Source organism: Bradyrhizobium sp. HKCCYLRH3073 (assembly GCF_051167995.1).
In the GTDB taxonomy this organism is placed as follows: Bacteria; Pseudomonadota; Alphaproteobacteria; order Rhizobiales; family Xanthobacteraceae; genus Bradyrhizobium.
This window is the reverse complement of the sequence record NZ_JBNPUD010000012.1, coordinates 188,364-209,052: the sequence shown is the minus strand read 5'-3', so window position 1 is coordinate 209,052 and position 20,689 is coordinate 188,364. Positions and strand designations below refer to the sequence as shown.

Here is a 20,689-nt window from a genome sequence, read left to right as displayed (position 1 = left end):
CCAGCCTTGAGGCCGGCCGATCACCGGTCTACAAAAAAGACAGTTGCTCCCCGGGGACCGGCTTGATTGCCCCCGTCGTCAACGCAGCGCGGAAGCGCTGGCGTCGACTTGACCTCGGCACCGGGAGGTCAGGACCACACGACTTCACGTCCGCAAGCTGCCGTTCGTCCGCGTAGCAAGCTACGCTGCGGCACCTCGCGGCCATCGCCTCCCCGCCTCGCGTGTCGTGACGATCGCGCGCAACGCCCCTCCGAGTGAGGCGGGATGCGTGGGAACATCGTCCTGATTTGCCCGACGACACAAGGCCGCAACGGTGCGGCAAACTGGCTCGACGGGCAGTTCACGCAGAGCTGTCATGAGCAGATTGCCCGTCGGGCAGTCATCGCCCCTCACCGCGCAGGCGCGCGGCCGGAGCTATTCCACGCGCGCACCGAACAGCGCCACGAACCTGTCGATGTCGTGCTCACGCAGGCCGAACAGCCAATAGCGCACGGGAATCTCCGGCGTTCCGATCCGCACGAGCCGCCCCGACGCCAGCCACGGCTGCGCGGCGCGATCCGACACGAAGCCGATATGGCGGCCGCCAAGCAGCGCCGAGATCACCGCCGTGCTCGACGACAGCTTGAGGACGGGATGCGCCACACGCTCGGGCTCGACCCGGTGAGAGACGAGCGCCGCGGTCAGCGTCTGCGTCAGCTCGCCGTGCTCCCACAACAAGGGCGCCTGCTCGGCCAGCGACTTCCAGCTCAGATCGGCCGGCACGTGCTGCGCCCGCTCGGGATGAGCGCATAGCACCAGTCGGTCGGCGAACACGGCGACCTGGCGGAACTGCGGGTGGCTCGGCATGGCGCTGGTCACCCCCGCATCCGCCGTTCCCCGCATCACATAAGCCGCTACCTCGTTGACGCTGCCACGGACGAGATCGACACCGAACGCGCCGGGACCATTGTCCCGCGCCAGAAGATGCGGCATCCAGAAGTCGTAGGCACTGGCGGTGCATGCCACCAGCGCGGACGGTGAGGCGGGACGCCGGCCTTCGACACGGCGCATCGTCAGCTCGATGTCACGCAGGATCCGCTCGGCCTCGTTCAACAGCACCTGTCCGGCCTCGGTCAGCATCAGCCGGCGCCCGGAGCGGTCGAACAGCGGGACGTCGAGCTTCTCCTCCAGCTTCTTGATCGAGACGCTGACCGCCGATTGCGTGAGGCCCAGCCGCTCGGCAGCATGGGTGAAGCTGCCAAAATGAGCGGCTTCGAGGAAGATCCTCATTTGCTCGAAGGTCATGGACTCTCCTGGGCCTCGGCGACGTCCGGCTCGCCGCCGAATGCGCTCCCACGGACAAATTCGAACCAGTTCCCGAGCCGGCCTGCCGTCAAACCAGTCACTCCCATCGCTTTCGATGAATTCGTTTCATCCTCGCAGGGACCAGCATCAAAAGCGGCGCCGCATCATTCATACACTTCAGTGCGCATGAACTGAATGAATAAGTAGTTCCGATCTGCTTTCGCCGCAGGCACTTCAGGACGTTTTATCGATCAATCACGCCGCTATTTTCAGCACCGACCGCATACGCCTGCGCGCGACCCGGTTTGGCAAGACGCTTGCTAATTACTTCGCACGAAGGCTTTCGAGCGAGGACAGCGAGGATATGCCGCCTGCACCTTCTGCGACACCCACCGACGAGGCACAGATCCATGATCGTGCTCCGCGCGCCTCCTTCGCAGCATGCGGGGTCGCGTGATGGAGTTCGGCATCTGGCTTCCCGTCTATGGCGGCTGGCTGCGTTCGCTGGACGCACCGACCGGCCCTGACGTTGCCGCCTGTCTCGCGATCGCCCAGCAGGCCGAAGCGCTCGGGTTCGACTTCCTTTACGCCTCGGAGAACCTGCTCAACTGCATCCATGGCCCGAGCGAGAGCGTCGCCGACGCCTGGAGCATTCTGGCGGCGATCGCCGCCGTCACCAGCAAGGTCGGGCTTTGCGGCGCCATCAAGCCCGGCTTCCGCTCGCCGTTCCTCGTCGCCCGGATGCTCGACACGCTGTCGAAGATCGCGGAGCGCAGGCTCGGCATGAATATCGTCTGCGGCTGGTGGAAGGAGGAGTTCGACCTGTCCGGCGTCGACTGGCTGGATCATGACGGACGTTACGACCGCGCCGGCGAGTTCCTGCGCACGCTCTATGGCCTGTTTCAGCCGCCTGCCGAAATTGCCGGGACGGACGCTCCGCCTGGAGAGGCGCAGCCGGTCGAGCTCAAGCAGCCACCGACCTATGGCCTGGACCAGAACGCCCTGCCGGAGGTGTGGATCGCCGGCCACTCCGGCCGCGCCATGCAGATGGCCGCGGAATGGGGCCATTGCCTGTTCCTCAATGGCATGGGCGACGAGGAGCTGAAGCGGCGCATCGAGGCGGTACGTCAGGAGGCCAACAGCTGGGGCCGGACGATCCTGATCGCAGCGAATGCCTACGTCATCGCGACCGAGACGACCGAGCAGGCAAGGCAGCGCTGGAAGACGGTCGTAGGTCGCCGCAATTCACAGACGATCGACTTCTTCCGCAAGGTGATCGGCAGCTCCGGTGCCGCCGCCTGGGCCGCGCTCGGCGAGGAACAGATGGTCGATTCCAACGCCGGCTTCGAGCTCGGCCTGATCGGTTCCTTCGAGGACATCCGCAACCGCATCCCCCAGCTGCAGGCCTTGGGCCTCGACCGCATCGTCTGTCAGTTCGACGACCCGATGCGCGACGCCGGTCCGTTCATGAAGCAGGTGATCCGCCCGCTCAGGGACAATCGCACACTCGCTTTCGAAGGTCAGATGTCATGAGCGCGCTCGAAGCCACGATCACTTCCGCCGGCGACATACGACAGGGCTTCAAGGACGTGTTCAGCCAGCTCGCATCCGGCGTCTGCATCGTGACGTTCCGGCGCGGCGGACAGCTCCATGGCTTCACGGCCACCTCGGTCACGTCGGTCTCGTTGCAGCCGCCACGGGTGCTGTTCTGCGTCGCGCAGAACAGCCAGAGTTACGCCTGCCTCGGCGTCGGCCTGAGCGTTGGGATTTCCGTCCTCAGCGCCGGCCAACGGGCCTTGTCCGATCGCTTCGCGAGCAAGCTCGCACCCGGCTCCTATGATGACGTGGCGACGATCGAAGGCGCCGGCCGGGCGCCGCTGATCGCGGGCGCTCTCGGACAGCTGAGCACTGCCATCGTCGACCTGATCCCGTCCGGTGACCACGCCATCGTGCTCTGCGACGTAACCTCCGCCCATGCGGGCGGCGGCGCGCCGCTGCTCTACCACGCCCGCAACTATCACACGCTTCACCAGAGTTCCTGAACCCCGGAGAAATCGCAATGGACAAATCGATCTTTGCCGCGATGCCGAGCCTGACGCCGACCCTCGGGTATGCGTCGATGATCGGACTAGGCCTGTTCTCGCTCGCCCTGTCCTATGCCGTGAAGACCTTGCTCGTTCGAAACACTCACGACTTCATCATCGCCGACCGCCGCGTCGGCTTCGGTTTCGGCGTCGGTTCGGTGATCGCCGTCTGGACCTGGGCCATGGCGGTGATGATGAGCTCGGCGATGACGTATCAATGGGGCCTCTCCGGCCTGTTCTGGTTCGTGGTGCCCAACGGCTTCGCGGTCATGGCGATGATCCCGTTCGCCCGCATCCTGCGCAAGAACATGCCGGAGGGCTACACGATCTCCGAGTTCATCGAGTACCGGTTCGGCAGGTCGAAAGCCGCGACCGCAATCGTCACCGTGACGATGATCTTCGGAATCATCCTGGAGATCCTGATCAATCTCAAGGGCACCTCCGTCGTCGTCTCGACGGTGTTCGGGATCGACTGGAAGGTGGCGACCGTCGTCGGCATCATCTGCGTGCTCGCCTATTCATACTTCGGAGGCTTGTGGACGAGCGTGATGACCGGAACGCTCAACACGCTGATGATCACCGTGCCGGCCGCGATTGTCGTGGCCGCGGTGTATGCCGCGATCCCGGGCGGATCTGAAGCGGTCTTCAACGCCGCCGGCGCGGCCGATGCCCGCAACCTGTCGGTGCTGCGTCCCGATGCCGCCGCGGGCTTCGGCATCACGCTTGCGTTCGGCCTCCTCGCCGCAACGGTCTCGGACCAGACATTCTGGCAGAAGGTCTGGGCCATCAAGAGCCGCGACGTCGGCCGCGTGTTCCTCTGGTCGGGCGCGCTGTTCTATCCGATCCCGATCTGCCTGGGCATGCTCGGCCTGGTCGGTATCGCCTATGGCCTCAAGCCGGCCGATTTCGGCGGCGACATCGTCGCGGTCGGCCCCTATATCGTCTCCCATATCGGCCTCGGTCTGACCCTGGTCCTGCTTTACGTGCTCGTCATCCTTGCCGCCTGCTACTCGACCATCGACGGCGCCAGTGCCGCGCTGTCCTCGGTCGTCGCCGTCGACATCGTCAAGCGCTACTTCCCGCAGACCTCCGAGAGCAGCCTGTTCGTGATCACCAAGCTTTCGGTCCTGCTCGGCGGCATCATCGCGACCCTCATCGTGCTCTCCGGCCTCGACTTCACGACATTGGTGCTGACGACCTATGCGCTGAAGACCTCGATCCTGCTGCCGCTGGTGCTGTCCATCCTGTGGCCGAAGACCAACATGATCGGCTTCGTCGGCGGCATCGCGCTGGCGATCGGCGTGGGCATGCCGATCTACGCCACGGCCGGCGAGCTGATCGGAACGCTGTCGATCGTCGCGATCAGCGGGCTGACCGTCGTCATCGCGGGTCTGATCGGCGGCGAGAACTTCGACCTCACCGGCCTGCGGCGTATCGGCGACGAGGTCTCTGCCCCGGCCGAATAGCTGCGCGAGGCGCGCCGGTCCTCGGCGCGCCCGTCCCTCTGACATCCCAAAGGAGCCAACCATGTACGTCCTGATCACCATCGTCGGCATTCTCGTCACCCTGTTCTTCCTCGCTGGATTCTGGCGCGGCCTGCAGAACGCCATCGCCGAATATCGCAGCGGCGCCGCCGAGCCGACCGACGTGCCCGACTATGGCTATGGCGGGCTGGCAGCGATCTCGGTGATCGCGTCCGCCGTCATCATTGCCGGCGTCGGCTTCACCCCCGCGATGATCTATGCCGGCCCGCTGCTTGCGCTGGTGACGGCGGCTGGATGCGGGCTCGCCTTCTTCGTCGAGCAGAAGAGCGCCTGATCACCGACCACCCGAAGTTCATGACGGACTGGACGAGTTTCGGACGCAAGGAGAGCATTGCATGACGACGACCACGAGGAAGAAGGCTCATCTTCTGGGATTCATCCAGCACGGCGTGAACAGTCACGCCACCGGAATGTGGCGCCACGTCAAGGACAAGATCGGCTGGGATTTCGCCCGGCCGGACTACTGGCAGCACATGGCCCGCACGATGGAACGCGGGATGTTCGATGCCATGTTCATCGCCGATGAGCTCGCGCCCTACAACACACACGAGGACAGCTCCGACGCGATCGTGAAATGGGCTGTGCAGTGCCCGACCCACGAGCCGTCGACGATCGTGCCGATCATCACCACCGCGACCAAGCATCTCGGCGTCGGCGTCACCCTGTCGACGGCGTTCGAGCATCCCTATTCGATGTGCCGCAGGCTCTCGAGCCTCGATCACCTCTCGGGCGGCCGCGTTGCCTGGAACATCGTGTCGTCCTACTCCAAGAGCGAATGGGATGCCTATGGTCACACCATGACCGAGCGCAGCGGCCGCTACGACCGGCTCGAGGAATACATGGAGGTCTGCTACCAGCTGTGGGATTCCTGGGAGCCGGATGCGATCATCGCCGACAAGGTGTCCGGCATCTATGCTGATCCCGCCAAGATCAAGGTCGTGAACCACGAGGGCAAGTACTACAAGTGCCATGGCCGGCATTTTTGCGCGCCCTCCCCGCAGGGACGGCCGGTGCTATGGCAGGCCGGCTCATCCAACCAGGGCCGCGACTTCGCCGCCAAGCATGCCGAGGCGATCTTCGCCGTGCATCCGAACGTCGACCGCATGAGGCAATATGCCGGCGATCTGAACGAGCGGCTCGCCGGCAAGTTCGATCGCAAGCCGGGTTCGGTGAAGCTGATCTACGGCCTGCAGACCGTGGTCGCGGAAACACGCTCGGAGGCGCAGGAGAAGTACGCGCGAATCAAGGAGTGCATTCCGCCGGAGGGCGCGCTGGCCTGGATGTCCGGCCATTTCGGGCTGGATTTCTCCAAGTTCGACGGCAATGCCATCGTGCAGAACATCGAGGTGCCGGGCATTCAGGGTCTGTTCGAGTCGATCATCTACGCCAAGGGCGGCGCGCCGGTGACGGTGAAGGAGGCGGCGATGATCTACGCGCAGGGCATGGGCATGCCGGTCGCGGTCGGCACCGCCAAGGACATCGCCGACCAGATCGAGCACTACATGGATGACGGCGGCGCCGACGGCTTCATGCTGGCGGCGACCTACACGCCCGGCTGCTTCGAGGAGTTCGCCGATCTCGTCGTTCCCGAGTTGCAGCGGCGCGGCCGGTTCAGGACGCGATATACGGGCACGACCTTGCGGGAGAATCTGCTGGAAGATTGAGTCTGGTGAGCCCCGCCGCCGGGCCGCCCTTCGAGATGCCAGCTTCCGTCATGCTGAAGAGTGCGGCTTGCGGCGCGTCTCGAAGGCCCCTGCTCAACGGCGCGCGGCTCAAGCGCTCAGCGCGCGCATCTCCGCATGCAGATCCGACTTGCCCTCGAAGCCGATGCCGGGGAGTTCGGGCATGGTGATGTGGCCGTCGATGACGTCAACGCCGTCGGGGAAGCCGCCATAGGGCTGGAACAGGTCGGGATAGCTCTCATTGCCGCCGAGGCCGAGGCCGGCGGCGATGTTGAGCGACATCTGGTGGCCGCCATGCGGGATGCAGCGCGACGGCGACCAGCCGTAGGTCCTGAGCACGTCGAGCGTGCGCAGATATTCGCACAGGCCGTAGGACAGCGCGCAGTCGAACTGCAGCCAGTCGCGGTCCGGACGCATGCCGCCATAGCGGATCAGGTTGCGGGCGTCCTGGTGGCTGAACAGGTTCTCGCCGGTCGCCATCGGGCCGGGATAGAAATCGGCGAGCGTCGCCTGCAGATGATAGTCGAGCGGATCGCCCGCCTCCTCGTACCAGAACAGCGGATAGTCGCGCAGCATCTTGGCGTAGGCGATCGCTGTCTCCAGGTCGAAGCGGCCGTTGGCGTCGACGGCGAGCTGGTTGCTCGGACCGATCTCGTCGAGCACGGCCTCGATGCGCTGGCGATCCTCCTCGATCGGCGCGCCGCCGATCTTCATCTTGACGACGTTGTAGCCGCGCTCGAGATAGCCGCGCATCTCCCGGCGCAGCGCCGAGAGATCCTTGCCGGGATAGTAATAGCCGCCGGCGGCGTAGACGAACACGCGCGGATCGGCCTTGCGGTTGTGGCGCTCCGCGAGCAGACGGAACAGCGGCTTGTCGGCGATCTTGGCAACAGCGTCCCAGATCGCCATGTCCAACGTGCCGACCGCGACCGAGCGCTCGCCGTGACCGCCGGGCTTCTCGTTCGTCATCATCGCCGTCCAGGCCTTGTCCGGATCGATGTTGTCCTTGGTGGCATCGAGCAGCGAGGCGGGATCCGCCTCGAGGAGTCGCGCGCGAAACCGCTCGCGAATCAGGCCGCCCTGGCCGTAGCGGCCGTTGGAGTTGAAGCCGTAGCCGACCACGGGATGCCCGTTGCGCTCGACATTGGTGATGACCGCAACGAGGCTCGACGTCATCTTGGTGAAATCGATATAGGCATTGCGGATCGGCGATGAGATCGGCTTCGTCACCTCGCGGACGTCGACGATACGAACGGTCATGGTCAATCTCCTGATCGTGGTCGCGAGCGCCGCGTCAGAGCGAGGCGCCGGCGCAGATGGTGATGGTCTGTCCGGTGATGGCAGCCGCTTCCGGCGACAGCAGGAAGGCGGTGAGCGCGGCCACTTCGCCTGGATCGACGTAGCGGCCCATCGGCGGCAGCACCGGCGCGGTGCCGGCGCGGCTGGGGTCGCGCAGGAACGGCGTGTCCGTGGCGGCTGGCGCGATGACGTTGACGGTGACTTGGCGCGGCGCCAGCTCGATCGCCCAGGAGCGCGCGAGACCGGTGAGTGCCGCCTTGGTCGCGGCGTACTGGCTGCGGCCGGCCGCGCCGTTGGCGGTGCGGCTGCCGATCAGCACGATCCGCCCGCCCTCGCGCATATCAGGCGCCAGCGCGTTGGCCAACGCTTCAGCCGCGCCAACATGGACGCGCCACATGCCCTCACTGTCGTCAGGTGCGAGCTCGCCAAGCCGGCCGACCCGCATGTAGCCTGCGGCATGGACGAGCGCGGTGACCGTACCAACCTCAGCCAGGACCTCGATGAGCACAGGCGGGTCCGACAGATCAGCCTGCAAGCTCGCAAAACGCGGATGCGACAGCGCCGAGGCTGCACGGTCGATGCCGGTTACGCGCCAGCCGCCGGCAAGCAGGCGCTCGGCAACCGCGCGGCCGATGCCGGAGCTGGCTCCGGTCACCACGGCATGGCCGCGATCGGTGCTGCTGTCGTGGCTCTCCACCGTCATCCCTTGTACGCAGCCGCCTCGGCCTTCACCTTCACGGCGTCGAAATTGTTGATCTTGTCGATCAGCTCATTGGTGTAAAGCGCAGCGTAGTCCTTGATGTCCAGCCCGTTCATCGCGGCCTCGGTGCGGAACTCCTGCTCGTTGATCCCGCCCATCTTCGTATCGGCATAGGGCGGCGCGTAGAGCTTGATCCGGCGGCTGATCGACTGCAGCACGGCCTTGACCGCCGCGTCCTCGCTGGCACCGCGCGGCGCCGTCTCCGGGTACATCTTGAGAAAGGCCCTGGCGCCGGCGGTCGGATTGGCGAGCAGGAATTGCGACGCCTTGCACACCGAGCGGCCAAAGCCAACCAGGAGATCCCTGTCCTTCTCGAACGTCTGCGGCATCGCCATCAGGAACTGACCGCCGACCATCGGGATCGTGGTCGGACGCGGCAGATAGGCCAGCTCGATGGCAGCCGCCTCGATCTGGCCGAAGCCCGTATCGAAATAGGCGAGCGCATCGATCACGCCGCGCTGCAGGGCGACGCCCGCCGGCGTGCCGTTGCCGACCGCGACCCAGCTCACATCCTTGTCCGGATCGAGGCCGAGCGCCTTCAGCACGTTCTTGGTCACCGGATATTCGGTGGCGCCGAAGTCGGACACGCCGATCTTCTTGCCCTTGAGGTCCGTGTAGCTCTTGAGCGCGGAGCCGGGCGGGACGGCGATGTCCCATTTGTACGGATAAGTATATTGATAGAACAGTTTCGCGCCACCCCATTCGCCCTTGGCGAGCAGCGGCAGCGCCGTCGACGGCACGCCGACGCCGATGGTGACGGAGCCGCGGTCGGTCGCGACCTGGACGTTGGCATTGGTGCCGAGCGCCTGGACATCGAGCGAGAACCCTTCCTGCGCGTTGTAGCCGAGCGCCTCGCCGATCACGCAATTGATGATGGTGGCGTTGAGCGCCTTGAGCCCGACACCGAAGCGAATCTTCTTGGCGTCCGCCGCCATCAGACCGGCCGGGGCGCCGCTCACCAGCAGCGCCGCGCTGGCGCTGCTCTTCAGGAATGACCTGCGCGAAACCATCCTACGTTCCCTCCCTGTTGTCCTATTTTCTCCGATTGGCGCCCCAGTGCACGACCTTGGCCTCGCACCAGCGCACGATCCCGTGCAGCACGATGCCGAGCACGCCGAGAATGATCAGCGCGGCGAACACGCCGGCGACATCGGAGACGGCTTGCGCCTGGGTGATGACCACCCCCATGCCGCGCTGAGCGCCCAAGAACTCGGCGACGATCGCGCCGAGCAGCGCGTACACCACCGCCATGTCGAGGCCAGCGAAGATGAAGGGCGCGGCGTTGGGCAGCTTGACGATGCGATAGGTCTCGAACCGCGACGCCGACAGCGAGCGCATCAGGTCGATGCGCTCCGGCTCTACGGCGCGCAGCCCGGTGAAGCTGTTGATCAGCACCGGGAAGAACGACAGCAGCGCCGAGATCGCGATCTTGGAGCCGTCGCCGAAACCGAACCAGATCACGATCAGCGGTGCGATCGCCACCTTCGGCAGGCTCTGCAGCGCGAACGCATAGGGCATCACCAGCCGTTCGATGGCCTCGACCTCGGCCATCAGCGAGCCGATGACGAGGCCGAGCCCGACGCCGATGGCGCAGCCGACAGCCGCGTTGCTGAGCGTGCTCCACAGCGGCAGGTAGTAGCCGAGCGGACTGGCCGGGCTGACCGCGAGCCCCGACCACAGAGCGCGGACCACCGCTTCGGGCTTCGGCAGGATGTAGGACGGGATGTTCAGCAGGTTGACCGCGGCGATCCAGCTCAGGATCAGCACCGCGAGACCGGTCCAGGCGATCGGCGATCCCAGGCTGATGCCGCGGCGTGGACTCGCTGGCTTCTGCGACATGGCTGACACGGCGACGTTGGCAAGATCAGTCATGGCCATGCTCCTGCGCATTGAGCAGCCCGCGGACCTCCCTGGCGAGCCGCGCATAGTCCGGATGCAGCACGATGTCGTCGAACGACCGCGGCCGCGGAATGGGAACGGCGAGATCGGCCAGGATGCGGCCGGGACGCGCCGACATCACGATGACGCGGTCGGCGAGGAAGATGGCTTCCGAGATCGAGTGGGTGATCAGCAGGATGGTCTTGCGGTTCTCCTGCCAGATGCGCTGCAGCTCGAGGTTCAGACGCTCGCGGGTCAGCGCATCGAGGGCGCCGAACGGCTCGTCCATCAGCAGGATCTCGGGATCGCGCGCCAGGGCGCGGCAGATCCCGGCGCGCTGCTGCATGCCGCCGGACAGCTCATAGGGATATTTGTCGCCGAAATCGCCGAGACCGGTGACGGCGAGCAGACGTTCGATGCGATCGCCGGCCGGCGCATGTTTGCCGCCGACGCGCAAGGGCAGCCCGACATTGTCGCGCACCGTCATCCACGGCAGCAGGTTGGCGGCCTGGAACACGACGCCGACCTTGCGCGAGGGACCGGCGACGGGCTCGCCATCGAGCAGCAGCCGGCCATCGCTGTAGCCGTCGAGACCGGCGAGCAGACGCAACAACGTGCTCTTGCCGCAGCCGGACGGGCCGACCACGCACACGAACTCGCCCGGCTTGATATCCAGCGAGACGCGGCTCAACGCATGCACCGCCGCACCGGAGGCCGAGACATAGGTCTTCGAGACCTGGTCGATCGCGATCAGCACATCGTCGGGCGTGTCAGCAGCGCGCCGTTGCGCATCGTCGACATCCATCATCAGCATGAGCGTCCACCCGGTCTCTTGTTTTTATGATCACAGGCAGCGGCCGTCACCGGCCGTCGCCTCTCGTTGCTCAGGCTGCAGCCTGCACCGTCAGCCCGGCCGCGGCCACTGCGGCGCGGATCGCGGCCATCTCCTCGGCGCTCGGCGCATGCGTCGGCGGCCGCACGGTGGCATCGCGGATCACGCCGGCGACCTGCATCGCCGCCTTCATGCGGCCATGCGCCTCTCCGGTCGGCTCGCCGCCGCCATACACCGCGTCCTTCAACGGATCGATCATGGCCTGCAACTTCATCGCCAGCTTGAGATCACCGGCCGTCACCGCGGCGAACAGATCGTAGATGAGATCCGGAATCAGCGACGCGAAGCCGACCAACGCGCCGTCGACGCCCTGCACCATCGACGCCAGCAGGTATTCGTCGTGGCAGGTCAAGAGCGCCTTGTCCGGGGCCGCCGCGCGGATTGCCTTGAGGTCGCGGGCATATTTGTTCATCTCGCGGGTGCCGATCTTGAACGCCTGGACGTGGTCGAGCCGGGCGAGCTCGGCGAGCAGCTCGGAGGAGAACGAGGCGCGGGTCCAGGCCGGATAGACGTGCACGATCAGCGGCAGCCTGGTCGCATCGCCGATGGCGTTGAAATAGTCCAGGCAGTGCTCGCGCTTGAAGCCGAAGCGCAGCCAGTGATGCGGCGGCATGATGTCGAGCGCGGTGGCGCCGGCCTCCTTGGCCATCAGCGCATGCTCGATGCCGTCCTTGATGCCTTCGCAGACGACGGAGGAGATCGTCGGGCAGATGCCGGTCAGCGCCCTGGCGACGATGCGCGTCACCTCCGCGCGCTCTCTTGCGGTGAGGCTGAACACCTCGCCGGTGTGGCCGTTGGTCATGATGCCGACAATGCCGCGGCGCCTGCCGAGCCACGCCGCATAGCGCGTCAGCTCGGCCTCGTCGATCGAGTGATCGGCGTTGAAGGGGACGGCGATCGCCGGGATGATCCCCTTGAAGTTGGTCATGACGTTCATGTCGGACTCCTGATGAGTTCTGGTGTCATCGGCTGGAAACGGTGGCGGTGGCGCCGCCCATGGCTTCGAGCGCGCGCGACAATTGCGCCGCGGCGCGCAGCAGCGGCGCGACGCCGGTGCGCTCGAACTCATCGGCTGACACGCGCATGGTCGGGGCGGCGACGCTGATCGCTGCGAGCGGCACGCCGTCGCGATCGACGACCGGTGCGGCGAGCACGCACAGTCCCGGTGCATTCTCCTGATTCGAGAGCGCGTAGCCGGCGGCCTTCACCTGGCGCAGGCGCTGCAGCAGCGCGTCGAGATCCGTGATCGTGGTTTCGGTGCGCTTGATGCGCGGCTGCGCTTCGAGCACCTCGATCTGCGTCTGCACCGGCAGCAGCGACAGGATCGCCTGGCCGACAGCGGTGGAATAGACCGGCGCGCGGCTGCCGATCCGGACGTCGACGCCGAGCCGGACGAGGCCCGCCTGGATGCGCTCGACATAGACGATGTCGCTGCCGTCGAGCACCGCGAGCGAGGCGGCCTCGTTCATCTCGCCGACCAGGCTGCGCAGGATCGGGCGGGCCTGGTCGCGCAACTCCGAGCGAGCGATCGCGTTGAAGCCGAGGTCGAGGCATTTCAACGTCAGGCGGAAGCGCCTGGTGTCGCCGACCTTCTCGACATAGCCGAGCATCACGAGGGTGTTGAGCAAGCGGAAGGTGGTGCCCTTGTCGAGCGTGGCGCGGCGCGCGACGTCGGCGAGCACCAATTCGGGCGCGTCGCTCGTGAAGGCGTTCAGCACCTGAAAACCCTTGGCCAGCGACTGCACGACGCTTTTGCCAGCCTTGCTGTCCTCGTCCACGGGGGAGCTCCGCGTTTCCTGCTTGGCGCCGGGCCTTGACGACCCGCATCTTGTTTTGCTATGGTTCGGATTGCGAACTATAGTTCGAATATTAGAACGCGCCCAGCCGCATCTGTCAAGCGCGCTCGCACGCCGTATGCGCACGGCTTGAAATCCGCACAGCCGGCATGATCTCTCCTGAGGGCCGCGATATCTCGCGGCCTTTTTCAGGAGTCCCGCGTGAGCGTCGCATTCACCAAGGAAGAGAGCGCCGAGACGGCGGCCGAGACGCAGCTGCCCGACCGGCCGGTCTCGCCGCATCCGAACCTCGTCACCAACGCCGGCCTCAAGGCGCTGGAGGCGCAGCTGCTTCAGGCGCAGACGGCCTATGAAGCGGCGCAGAAAATCGAGGACGTGAATGAACGGCGGCGGGAGTCGGCGCTGCCGCTGCGCGACGCACGCTACTTTGCAGCGCGTGTGCGGACCGCGCAGGTGATGCCGGCACCGGCCTCGACCGATCAGATCGCGTTCGGCAGCACCGTGACGTTCAAGCGCGGCGACGGCCGCGTGCAGACCTACACTATCGTCGGCGAGGACGAGGCCGATCCGAAGCGCGGCATGATCTCCTACGTCTCACCGGTGGCGCGGCTGCTGATGGGCAAATCGGTCGGCGACGTCGTCGAGGTGACCGGACAAGAGCTGGAGATTCTCACGATCGCCTGAGGCGATGCCCATCACCCCGGCGGGAAACGATGCTCAAGGTTGGAATCATCTCCGACACTCATGGGCTGCTACGACCGGAGGCCGTGCGACGTCTGGCCGGCGTCGACCACATCATCCACGCCGGCGATATCGGCCGCCCCGACATCGTCGAGCAGCTTCGCTCGATCGCGCCGGTGACTGCGATCCGCGGCAACATCGACACGGCAGACTGGGCGAATGCCTATCCTGCGACCGAGACCATCAGGCTCGGCACACGTGCCGTCCATGTCGTGCATGACGTCCACGATCTCGCGATCGATCCTGCAACGGCGTGTATCGACATCATCGTGTCCGGCCATTCGCATCGCGCGGGCGTCGAGACACGCGACGGCGTGCTCTACCTGAATCCGGGCAGCGCAGGGCCGCGCCGCTTCAGGCTGCCGATCACGCTGGCGACGCTGGATATCTCCTCAGCCAGCCTGTCGCCCGTGATCCACGACCTCGGCAGCGGCTGACGCAAAGCGAAAGGGCGCCCATGGGCGCCCTCCCCGAACTCAGATGAGATCCATCGATCAGAAGCGATCGGCCAGCGCCATGCCGGGATCGCTGAACGAGGGACGGCCGGTCTCGACGTGGCCAGCGACGCGGCGATAGAAGCTGTCGTCGGTGTCGCTGGTGACGACGAAGTCGTACCACAGGCCGGACTTGCGTAGGTGCCAGTACAGCTCGCCGTGGCGTCCGGGTGCCGACACCTTGACGGTCCACGAGGTCGACGGACCGCCATGGCTCGGCCCCGGGAAGAACGTCGGCGCGCCAAAGCCGAAGCCCGGAGCATCGAAGTCGGGCGCCGAGCGGAAGCCGGGCACCGCGCCGAAGCCCACCGGATGGAAGCCGGGCAGCGGACCGAAGCCCGGACATTGCGGCTCCAGCGCGGCCGAGACCGAGGCGGTGACGGCCTGCAACGGCCCGTAGATCTCGTTCGACTTCACCGTGAAGCTCACGCGGGCATGGCCGTCATTGCGCAGCTGCATGTGCAGGCCGCCCTCGAAGACGTTGTAACCGACGAAGATCTCGGGGTTGGCGGCATTCGACGGCCTGACCTTGTCGAGGTCACCCTTGAAGTGACGGTGGAAGCCGTTCGGGCCGAGCACCCAGAGATCATACAGGCCATCGCTGCCGACGCTCCATTCGTCGTCGATCATCTTGCCGGCCTCGACGGTGTAGCGGCGCGGAATGAGATCGAGACGCTGCTTGTCGTAGACGTGGAACACGGCGCCGGCAAAGCCGGTGTTGGCGAACAAGAGCTTCACCTTGCCCGCGGCGGCGTCGACCTTCGCGGTGGCGTGCAGGATGTAGGGCAGCGGGCGCGAATAGCGCGCGCCGCTCTCCTGGAACAGCGGCTGCGGCGTCGCGGGCGCAACCGGGGCCGGCAAGGTCTTCTGATGCGCGTCCGAAGCCTGCCAGTTGCTCTGGTCGGGCAGCTCCGGGAAGCGCGGATCGTTGGGGCTGGCGAAATCGAACGCCGAGGTGAGATCGCCGGAGACGGCGCGGTGCCACGGGCTGATCGCCTCGACCTTGATGCCGAAGCGCTTCTCCAGGAAGCGGCCGACCGAGGTGTGGTCGAACACCTGCGAGTTGACCCAGCCGCCCTTGCTCCACGGCGACACCACATACATCGGCACCCGCGCGGACAGACCCCAGGGGCGGATGTTGCCGCTGACCGTGTCGGTCGCGGTCAGCACGTTGCCGACGGTGTTGGAGAAATACTCGCCGTCGAGCGGCAGGGTCGCCTTGCCCATCAGCTTGCCGTTGATGTCGTAGGACGGCACCGCGGGGGCCGGCAGATGATCGAAGAAGCCGTCATTCTCGTCGAAGGTCAGGAAGAAGACGGTCTGGCTCCAGACGTCGGGATTGGCCGTCAGCGCTTCCAGCACCTGGTCGGTAAAATTGCCGGCACGGGTCGGGCTGCCGCCGCCGGGATGCTCGGAATTGGCCTGCGTCGGCAGGATCCACGACACCTGCGGCAGGGTGCCGGCCATGACGTCGGCCTTCAGCCGGTCGAGATAGTCCGGACCGCCGGTCAGGCCGTGCACGTAGTTCGGGTCGTTCGGCTGGGCGTGACGGAAGCTGGAGAACGCCAGGCAGCCGTGCATCGCGCCGGTCCAGTTGTCGTTCATGTCCTGATAGATGTGCCAGCTCACGCCGGCCTTGTTCAGCAGATCGGGCAGCGTGTCCCAGTTGAAGTCGCTTCCGACATATTTGTAGTTCGCCTGCGGCTGCGGCTGGCCGGCGACCCAGGTATGCGGGTTCGGCCAGCAGCGCAAATTGTTCGGCTCGGAATCGTTGGTGGTGGAGTTGATGCCCTGGGCGCGCAGCGCCGGGTTGAAGTTGGAGCCGGACCAGAACACGATGCGGTTGGGATCGGTGCCGGTGGTGATCGAGGCGTGGTAGGCGTCGCAGATCGTGAACGCTTCGGCGAGCGCGAACTGGAACGGGATGTCGTCGCGGCCGAAATAGCCCATCGCATAGGGCGTCTTGTACTTCGCCCAATAGCCCATCTTGCCCTGATTCCACGCCGCCTGGCTGTCGCCGAAGGAGTGCGGCGTGCCATAGCCGACCAGCGCGTTGGAGGTCGTGGAGTCGCGGTGATAGGGCGGAATCTCGCGGCTGCCGTCGGACTGGAACCAGACCGGCTTGCCGCTCTCGAGCGGGATCGGGAAGCGGTCGCCGAAGCCGCGCACGCCGCGCAGCGTGCCGAAGTAATGGTCGAACGAGCGGTTCTCCTGCATCAGGATGACGATGTGCTTGACGTCCTGAATGGTGCCGGTCCGGCGCCGTGCCGGAATGGCGAGCGCCTGGCGGATGCTGGCGAAGGCAGCCGCCGCCGTGGCGCCTGCCAAGAAATCGCGACGTGTTGTCATGCTGATACGACCTTTTGAAATCCTGAAGACCATCGTCAGGATTGGCGGGGCGAGCCCGGCCTGCTCCTGCGAACGTCCCTGGCGTATCAGCGCGGCTTGACAGCGCTGTGAAATTTTTATTTACGAAATGAGTCTGAATGAGATTTCCTCAGTATCGGGGCGCAGCGTGACGGAATCGACCTTTCGTTCTGGACCGGGCGTGAACGGCATCCTGGCCCGCGTGCGCGAGCTGCAGAACGAGCTGCCGCCCAAGGCCAGGCAGATCGCGGAGCTGGTCATCGCCCGGCCAGAGCCGTTCATCCACATGTCGATCACCGAGGTCGCGGAAGCCTGCGGCGTCAGCGAGGGGACGATCGTGTCGTTCTGCCGGCGGGTCGGGGTGCGCGGCTTCCAGGAGCTCAAGATCATGCTGGCGCGGGACCTGATCGAGCCTGTCAGGCTGATCCAGGAAGACCTGCATCGCGGCGACGATCCGGCGACGGTGACGGACCACATCTTCGCCGCGCATGCCGCCTCGCTGCAGGAGACGCGGCGGCTGTTGTCGATGGACGCGCTGGCGCAGGCGGCAACGCTGCTGCGGCAGGCGCGGCGGGTCGAGATCTACGGCATCGGCAGCTCGGCGCCGATCGCGCAGGATCTGTCGTATCGCCTGCTGCAGCTCGGGCTCGCGGCCAATGCGATCGTCGATTCGCATGTCCAGGCGGTCAGCGCGGGGATGACCGGGCCCGAGGTCGCGACCGTCACCGTGTCGCATTCGGGCAGCACGGTCGAGACGGTGCTGGCGACCCGGCTGGCGCAGGCGGCGGGCGCCCGCACCATCGGCATCACCCGGCTCGGCAAGTCGCCGCTGGCGGCGCATTGCGAGGTGCTGCTCTACACCGTCGCCAACGAAACGCGCTACCGCCCGGAGGCGATGAGCAGCCGCGTCGCGCAGCTCGCGATCATCGACACGCTGGTCAGCTGCTGCGCGCTGACCGACACCGAGCGCTCCGTCGACAGGCTGCAGCACGCGGCGCGCATCCTGTCCGAGAAGCGCTACTGACGGCGGCACTGAGCGCGCCTCAGTAGTCCTTCAGCAGCCGCTCGATGTAGTCGAGCTCGAGCTGCGGCCGCGACTGATCGCCGAGCCGGCGGCGCAGCTCCTCAAGGATGCGGCGGACGCGCTGCACGTCGATCTCGCCGGGAATCTTCTGCGAGAAATCGTCGATGTCGCGGCCGGGATGCATCGGACGGCCGAGCGGATCGGTCTGCTGCGCGCCCTGCTGGCGGCCGGCGCGCTGGCCCGGACCGTCGCCGGGCTGGTCGCCGTCGCCCTGCTGCATCGCCTCGGCGAGGCTTTGCGCGCCCTTCTTCAGCGCATCGAGCGCCTTGCCCTGCGACTCCACCGCGCCGTCGGCATTGTTGTCGCCGAGCTGGCTGCCAGCATCGCCCATCGCGCTGTCGGCATCGTCGAGCCCGTCGCCGGAATCGCCCTGGTCGCCTTGATCACCGGGCTCGCCTTGCTGGCCCGGCTGCCCCTTCTGGCCTTTCTGACCCTTCTGTCCCTTTTCGCCCTGCTGGCCCATGCCGCGCTTGGCGAGCTGCTCCTGCAACTGCTTCAGCCGGTCGCGCAGCGCCTGCTGGTCCTGCTGCAGGTCGCCCATGCTCTGGTCCTGGTCGCCCTGCTGCTTGTTGCGGTTGCGCCGCGAGTCCTGGCCCTGTTTGAAGGTCTTGTCGCGAAGCTGCTGCTGCTTGCGGATCATGTCGCCGAGCTCGTTGAGCGCCTGCTCCATGTCGTTGTCGCCGCCCTGGTTGGGCTGCGCCATCTGCAAATTCTCCAGCATCTGCTGAAGCTGCTCGAGCAGCTCGCGCGCGCCCTCCTTGTCGCCCTGGCGCGACAGCCGCTCCATGCGGTCGATCATGTTCTGCAGGTCCTGCTGGCGCAGCACCTTGGTGTTCTGGTCGAGCGGCCGCTGCGCCATCTGCGGGTTGTTGCGCAGCTGCTCGGCGAGCTGGCGCATGTAGTTGTCCATCGCCCGGCGCAGATCCTCGGCGAGCTTCTTGATCTCCTCGTCGCTGGCGCCACGCTCCAGCGCCTGCTTCAGCGCGTCCTGCGCCGCGCGCAGCGCCTTGTCGACGTCGCTGATGTTGCCGTCCTCGATGGTGACGGCGAGCGCCCACAGGCTCGCCACCACCTCGCGCAGCGCATCGTCGGTGCGCGCAGCCTCGAGCTGGCGCGTCACCGCGCGAAGGCCGAGATACTGGCCGAGCTCCGGCGTGAACAGCTCAGGCGCGATCGCCAGCGCGTCGAGCGCGGTGAACACCTCGCCATTGCGGTTGCCGTCGAGCGCGAGCAGGCGGCGCTGCTCGATCAGCGCCCGCGCGAGCGGCTTAGTGAACAGCCGCTCCGGCAGCCTGGTCTCGAACGGCTCGCTGGTGCCCTCGTTGCCGGCCTCGTCCTTGGCGGTCAAGGTGAGCGTGACGTCAGCACCGGCATAGGGGTCCTCGCTCAGATCCTTGACGGTCTGGCCGACGCCGTTGCGGGTGCGCGCGTTCGGCAGCACCAGCGGAAACTCCGGCGGCTGGAACAGCGGCCGCGCCGCCGGCGTATCAGTCGTCTTGGCGTCCGGCTTGGCCTCAGGCGCACGCGCGGCGACCTTGGCGCGGGCTTCGGTGACGCCGTAATCATCCTCGATCTTGTAGGACAGTTTCAGCGAGCCGCGCGCCTGGCGCTCGGGGTCCTTGGCCATGCTGATGACCGGCGGCTTGTCCGGCGTCGCCGAAAACACCCATTGCGGCTGGCCCGACGGCGCGCGCACATGAACGGTGCCGTCGGCCTTGATGGTGTAGTGCTTCTCGGTGGTGCCCTTCGGCGCGGCGTCGCCGGCGGCGACCTCGTTCGCCGCGGCTTCAGTGACGCCGCCACCGGTGATGACGTCGAGATTGCCGCCGCTGGAGCGGATGATCAGGGTCGAGCCCGCGGGCACCACAATCGGGCCGTTCGCCGGCACCGCGCCTTCCTTGTTGGCGGCGGAGAGGATGATCGGCGGCTTCGCGGTATAGAGCGGCGGCTTGATCCAGGCATCGACGCGGACCGTGACCGGGGTCAGCACGCCGTTCCAGTCGAACGCCGAGGCGATGCGCATCGGCCGCTCGTCGCCGGCGGCGACATAGGTCGCTACCAAGAGCACGATGACCAGCGCGCGCACCGCCCAGGGATCGTGCAGCGACAGCCGCGGCCGCGGCGTGCCGGCGCGGATGCGCTTGACCGAGGCGAGCGTGCGCTCGCGCTGCGCCTGCCACAGCGCCTGCGCGATCGGATCCTTGGTGGTGAGCGTATCGGTGAGCGCGGTCGCGGGCCGATGCGCGATGCCGGAGCCGCGATCGAGCCGCGACAGGCCCTCTTCGCGGCTCGGCCAGCGGTAGCGCAGCATCGGCACGGCGGCGCCGAGCAGCAGCAGCAGGAACAGCGCGACGCCGATCATGCGCGCCGCGAACGGCAGGCCGAGCCAGAGGCCGGCCCAGGACACGATCAGGAACAGGCCGACGACCATCAACAGCCGCGCCAGATGCGGCCAGCCGCGCTCCCAGGCGATGGCGTAGCGAGCCCGCTTGAGCGCCTGCGCCAGCTTCAAGCGCGCAAGGCCGTCGGGAGTGCTGCTTGCCGGCGGGGCCGGCTCGTTCGTGATGCCGCTCAACAATCTCTCCAGGTTGCCTGGATGTTCACCCTACCACAAAGGCATCCATGAGGCACGCACCGTGCCAAGACTTTCCCGGCTGCGCAGGAGGATCACACGGGAGTGTGACCGGGGCGGGTTCCCGGGGAGTTACGGGTGCGGCGGCCGAATGTGTGGCGCAGGCGCCTGCCTCAAACTCCGTCATTGCGAGCGCAGCGACCGCCTTCGCC

Annotated in this window: 18 protein-coding genes; 8 read left to right on the top strand and 10 right to left on the bottom strand. The window is 66.5% G+C overall.

The genetic code is table 11. The features are described 5' to 3' along the window. Positions 1–414: 414 nt before the first annotated feature. Entirely contained in the window at positions 415–1,284 is an 870-nt protein-coding gene (locus ACQR1X_RS25725; RefSeq protein ID WP_315805710.1) for a LysR family transcriptional regulator, read from the bottom strand. Positions 1,285–1,740: 456 nt separating this feature from the next. On the opposite strand from ACQR1X_RS25725, the gene ACQR1X_RS25720 reads away from it, so the two are divergent. From ACQR1X_RS25720 to ACQR1X_RS25700, 5 genes are all read left to right on the top strand, one after another. Continuing rightward, positions 1,741–2,817, top strand: coding sequence for an LLM class flavin-dependent oxidoreductase (locus tag ACQR1X_RS25720; protein ID WP_315805709.1), 1,077 nt, complete (start codon positions 1,741–1,743; stop codon positions 2,815–2,817). Next, positions 2,814–3,326: a flavin reductase family protein gene (locus ACQR1X_RS25715; RefSeq protein WP_434899863.1), complete on the top strand. Its 513-nt coding sequence runs from the start codon at positions 2,814–2,816 to the stop codon at positions 3,324–3,326. The genes ACQR1X_RS25720 and ACQR1X_RS25715 overlap by 4 nt, the downstream gene beginning before the upstream one ends. Positions 3,327–3,343: 17 nt before the next feature. Then, on the top strand, positions 3,344–4,834 hold the full coding sequence (locus tag ACQR1X_RS25710) for a sodium:solute symporter family transporter (RefSeq protein WP_434899862.1): 1,491 nt from the start codon (positions 3,344–3,346) through the stop codon (positions 4,832–4,834). Positions 4,835–4,895: 61 nt separating this feature from the next. Beyond that, positions 4,896–5,186 (top strand): hypothetical protein, encoded by a 291-nt coding sequence (locus ACQR1X_RS25705; protein WP_315805706.1) that lies wholly within the window; start codon positions 4,896–4,898, stop codon positions 5,184–5,186. 61 nt (positions 5,187–5,247) lie between these two features. Next, positions 5,248–6,576: an LLM class flavin-dependent oxidoreductase gene (locus ACQR1X_RS25700; protein WP_316218858.1), complete on the top strand. Its 1,329-nt coding sequence runs from the start codon at positions 5,248–5,250 to the stop codon at positions 6,574–6,576. Between the two features lie 108 nt (positions 6,577–6,684). Here the strand turns inward: ACQR1X_RS25700 and ACQR1X_RS25695 are convergent, their stop codons facing one another. From ACQR1X_RS25695 to ACQR1X_RS25665, 7 genes are all read right to left on the bottom strand, one after another. Then, positions 6,685–7,854: a mandelate racemase/muconate lactonizing enzyme family protein gene (locus ACQR1X_RS25695; protein WP_316181267.1), complete on the bottom strand. Its 1,170-nt coding sequence runs from the start codon at positions 7,852–7,854 to the stop codon at positions 6,685–6,687. A gap of 34 nt (positions 7,855–7,888) precedes the next feature. Continuing rightward, positions 7,889–8,596, bottom strand: coding sequence for an SDR family NAD(P)-dependent oxidoreductase (locus ACQR1X_RS25690; protein WP_316218856.1), 708 nt, complete (start codon positions 8,594–8,596; stop codon positions 7,889–7,891). Next, positions 8,593–9,663 (bottom strand): ABC transporter substrate-binding protein, encoded by a 1,071-nt coding sequence (locus ACQR1X_RS25685; RefSeq protein ID WP_434895746.1) that lies wholly within the window; start codon positions 9,661–9,663, stop codon positions 8,593–8,595. The genes ACQR1X_RS25690 and ACQR1X_RS25685 overlap by 4 nt, the downstream gene beginning before the upstream one ends. A gap of 22 nt (positions 9,664–9,685) precedes the next feature. Beyond that, positions 9,686–10,525 (bottom strand): ABC transporter permease, encoded by an 840-nt coding sequence (locus ACQR1X_RS25680; RefSeq protein WP_434884964.1) that lies wholly within the window; start codon positions 10,523–10,525, stop codon positions 9,686–9,688. Beyond that, positions 10,518–11,345, bottom strand: coding sequence for an ABC transporter ATP-binding protein (locus ACQR1X_RS25675; RefSeq protein ID WP_315805700.1), 828 nt, complete (start codon positions 11,343–11,345; stop codon positions 10,518–10,520). The genes ACQR1X_RS25680 and ACQR1X_RS25675 overlap by 8 nt, the downstream gene beginning before the upstream one ends. A gap of 70 nt (positions 11,346–11,415) precedes the next feature. Further along, positions 11,416–12,360, bottom strand: coding sequence for a dihydrodipicolinate synthase family protein (locus ACQR1X_RS25670; RefSeq protein ID WP_315805699.1), 945 nt, complete (start codon positions 12,358–12,360; stop codon positions 11,416–11,418). Positions 12,361–12,385: 25 nt separating this feature from the next. Continuing rightward, positions 12,386–13,201, bottom strand: a complete 816-nt coding sequence (locus ACQR1X_RS25665; protein WP_315805698.1) for an IclR family transcriptional regulator — start codon at positions 13,199–13,201, stop codon at positions 12,386–12,388. A 219-nt stretch (positions 13,202–13,420) separates the two neighbouring features. On the opposite strand from ACQR1X_RS25665, the gene greA reads away from it, so the two are divergent. After that, entirely contained in the window at positions 13,421–13,903 is a 483-nt protein-coding gene (gene greA / locus ACQR1X_RS25660) for a transcription elongation factor GreA (RefSeq protein WP_316218852.1), read from the top strand. Between the two features lie 29 nt (positions 13,904–13,932). Beyond that, complete coding sequence (locus tag ACQR1X_RS25655) at positions 13,933–14,397, top strand: metallophosphoesterase family protein (RefSeq protein WP_316218851.1); 465 nt, start codon at positions 13,933–13,935, stop codon at positions 14,395–14,397. Positions 14,398–14,454: 57 nt separating this feature from the next. Here the strand turns inward: ACQR1X_RS25655 and ACQR1X_RS25650 are convergent, their stop codons facing one another. Then, positions 14,455–16,803: a phosphocholine-specific phospholipase C gene (locus tag ACQR1X_RS25650; RefSeq protein WP_434899861.1), complete on the bottom strand. Its 2,349-nt coding sequence runs from the start codon at positions 16,801–16,803 to the stop codon at positions 14,455–14,457. 199 nt (positions 16,804–17,002) lie between these two features. Between ACQR1X_RS25650 and ACQR1X_RS25645 the strand changes: the two genes are divergently transcribed. Next, the gene (locus ACQR1X_RS25645; RefSeq protein WP_434887574.1) at positions 17,003–17,845 is read left to right on the top strand and encodes a MurR/RpiR family transcriptional regulator; all 843 of its coding nucleotides are present in this window, start codon (positions 17,003–17,005) and stop codon (positions 17,843–17,845) included. A gap of 19 nt (positions 17,846–17,864) precedes the next feature. On the opposite strand, the gene ACQR1X_RS25640 is transcribed toward ACQR1X_RS25645, so the two are convergent. Beyond that, positions 17,865–20,480, bottom strand: coding sequence for a TIGR02302 family protein (locus ACQR1X_RS25640; protein WP_434899860.1), 2,616 nt, complete (start codon positions 20,478–20,480; stop codon positions 17,865–17,867). Positions 20,481–20,689: the final 209 nt, after the last annotated feature.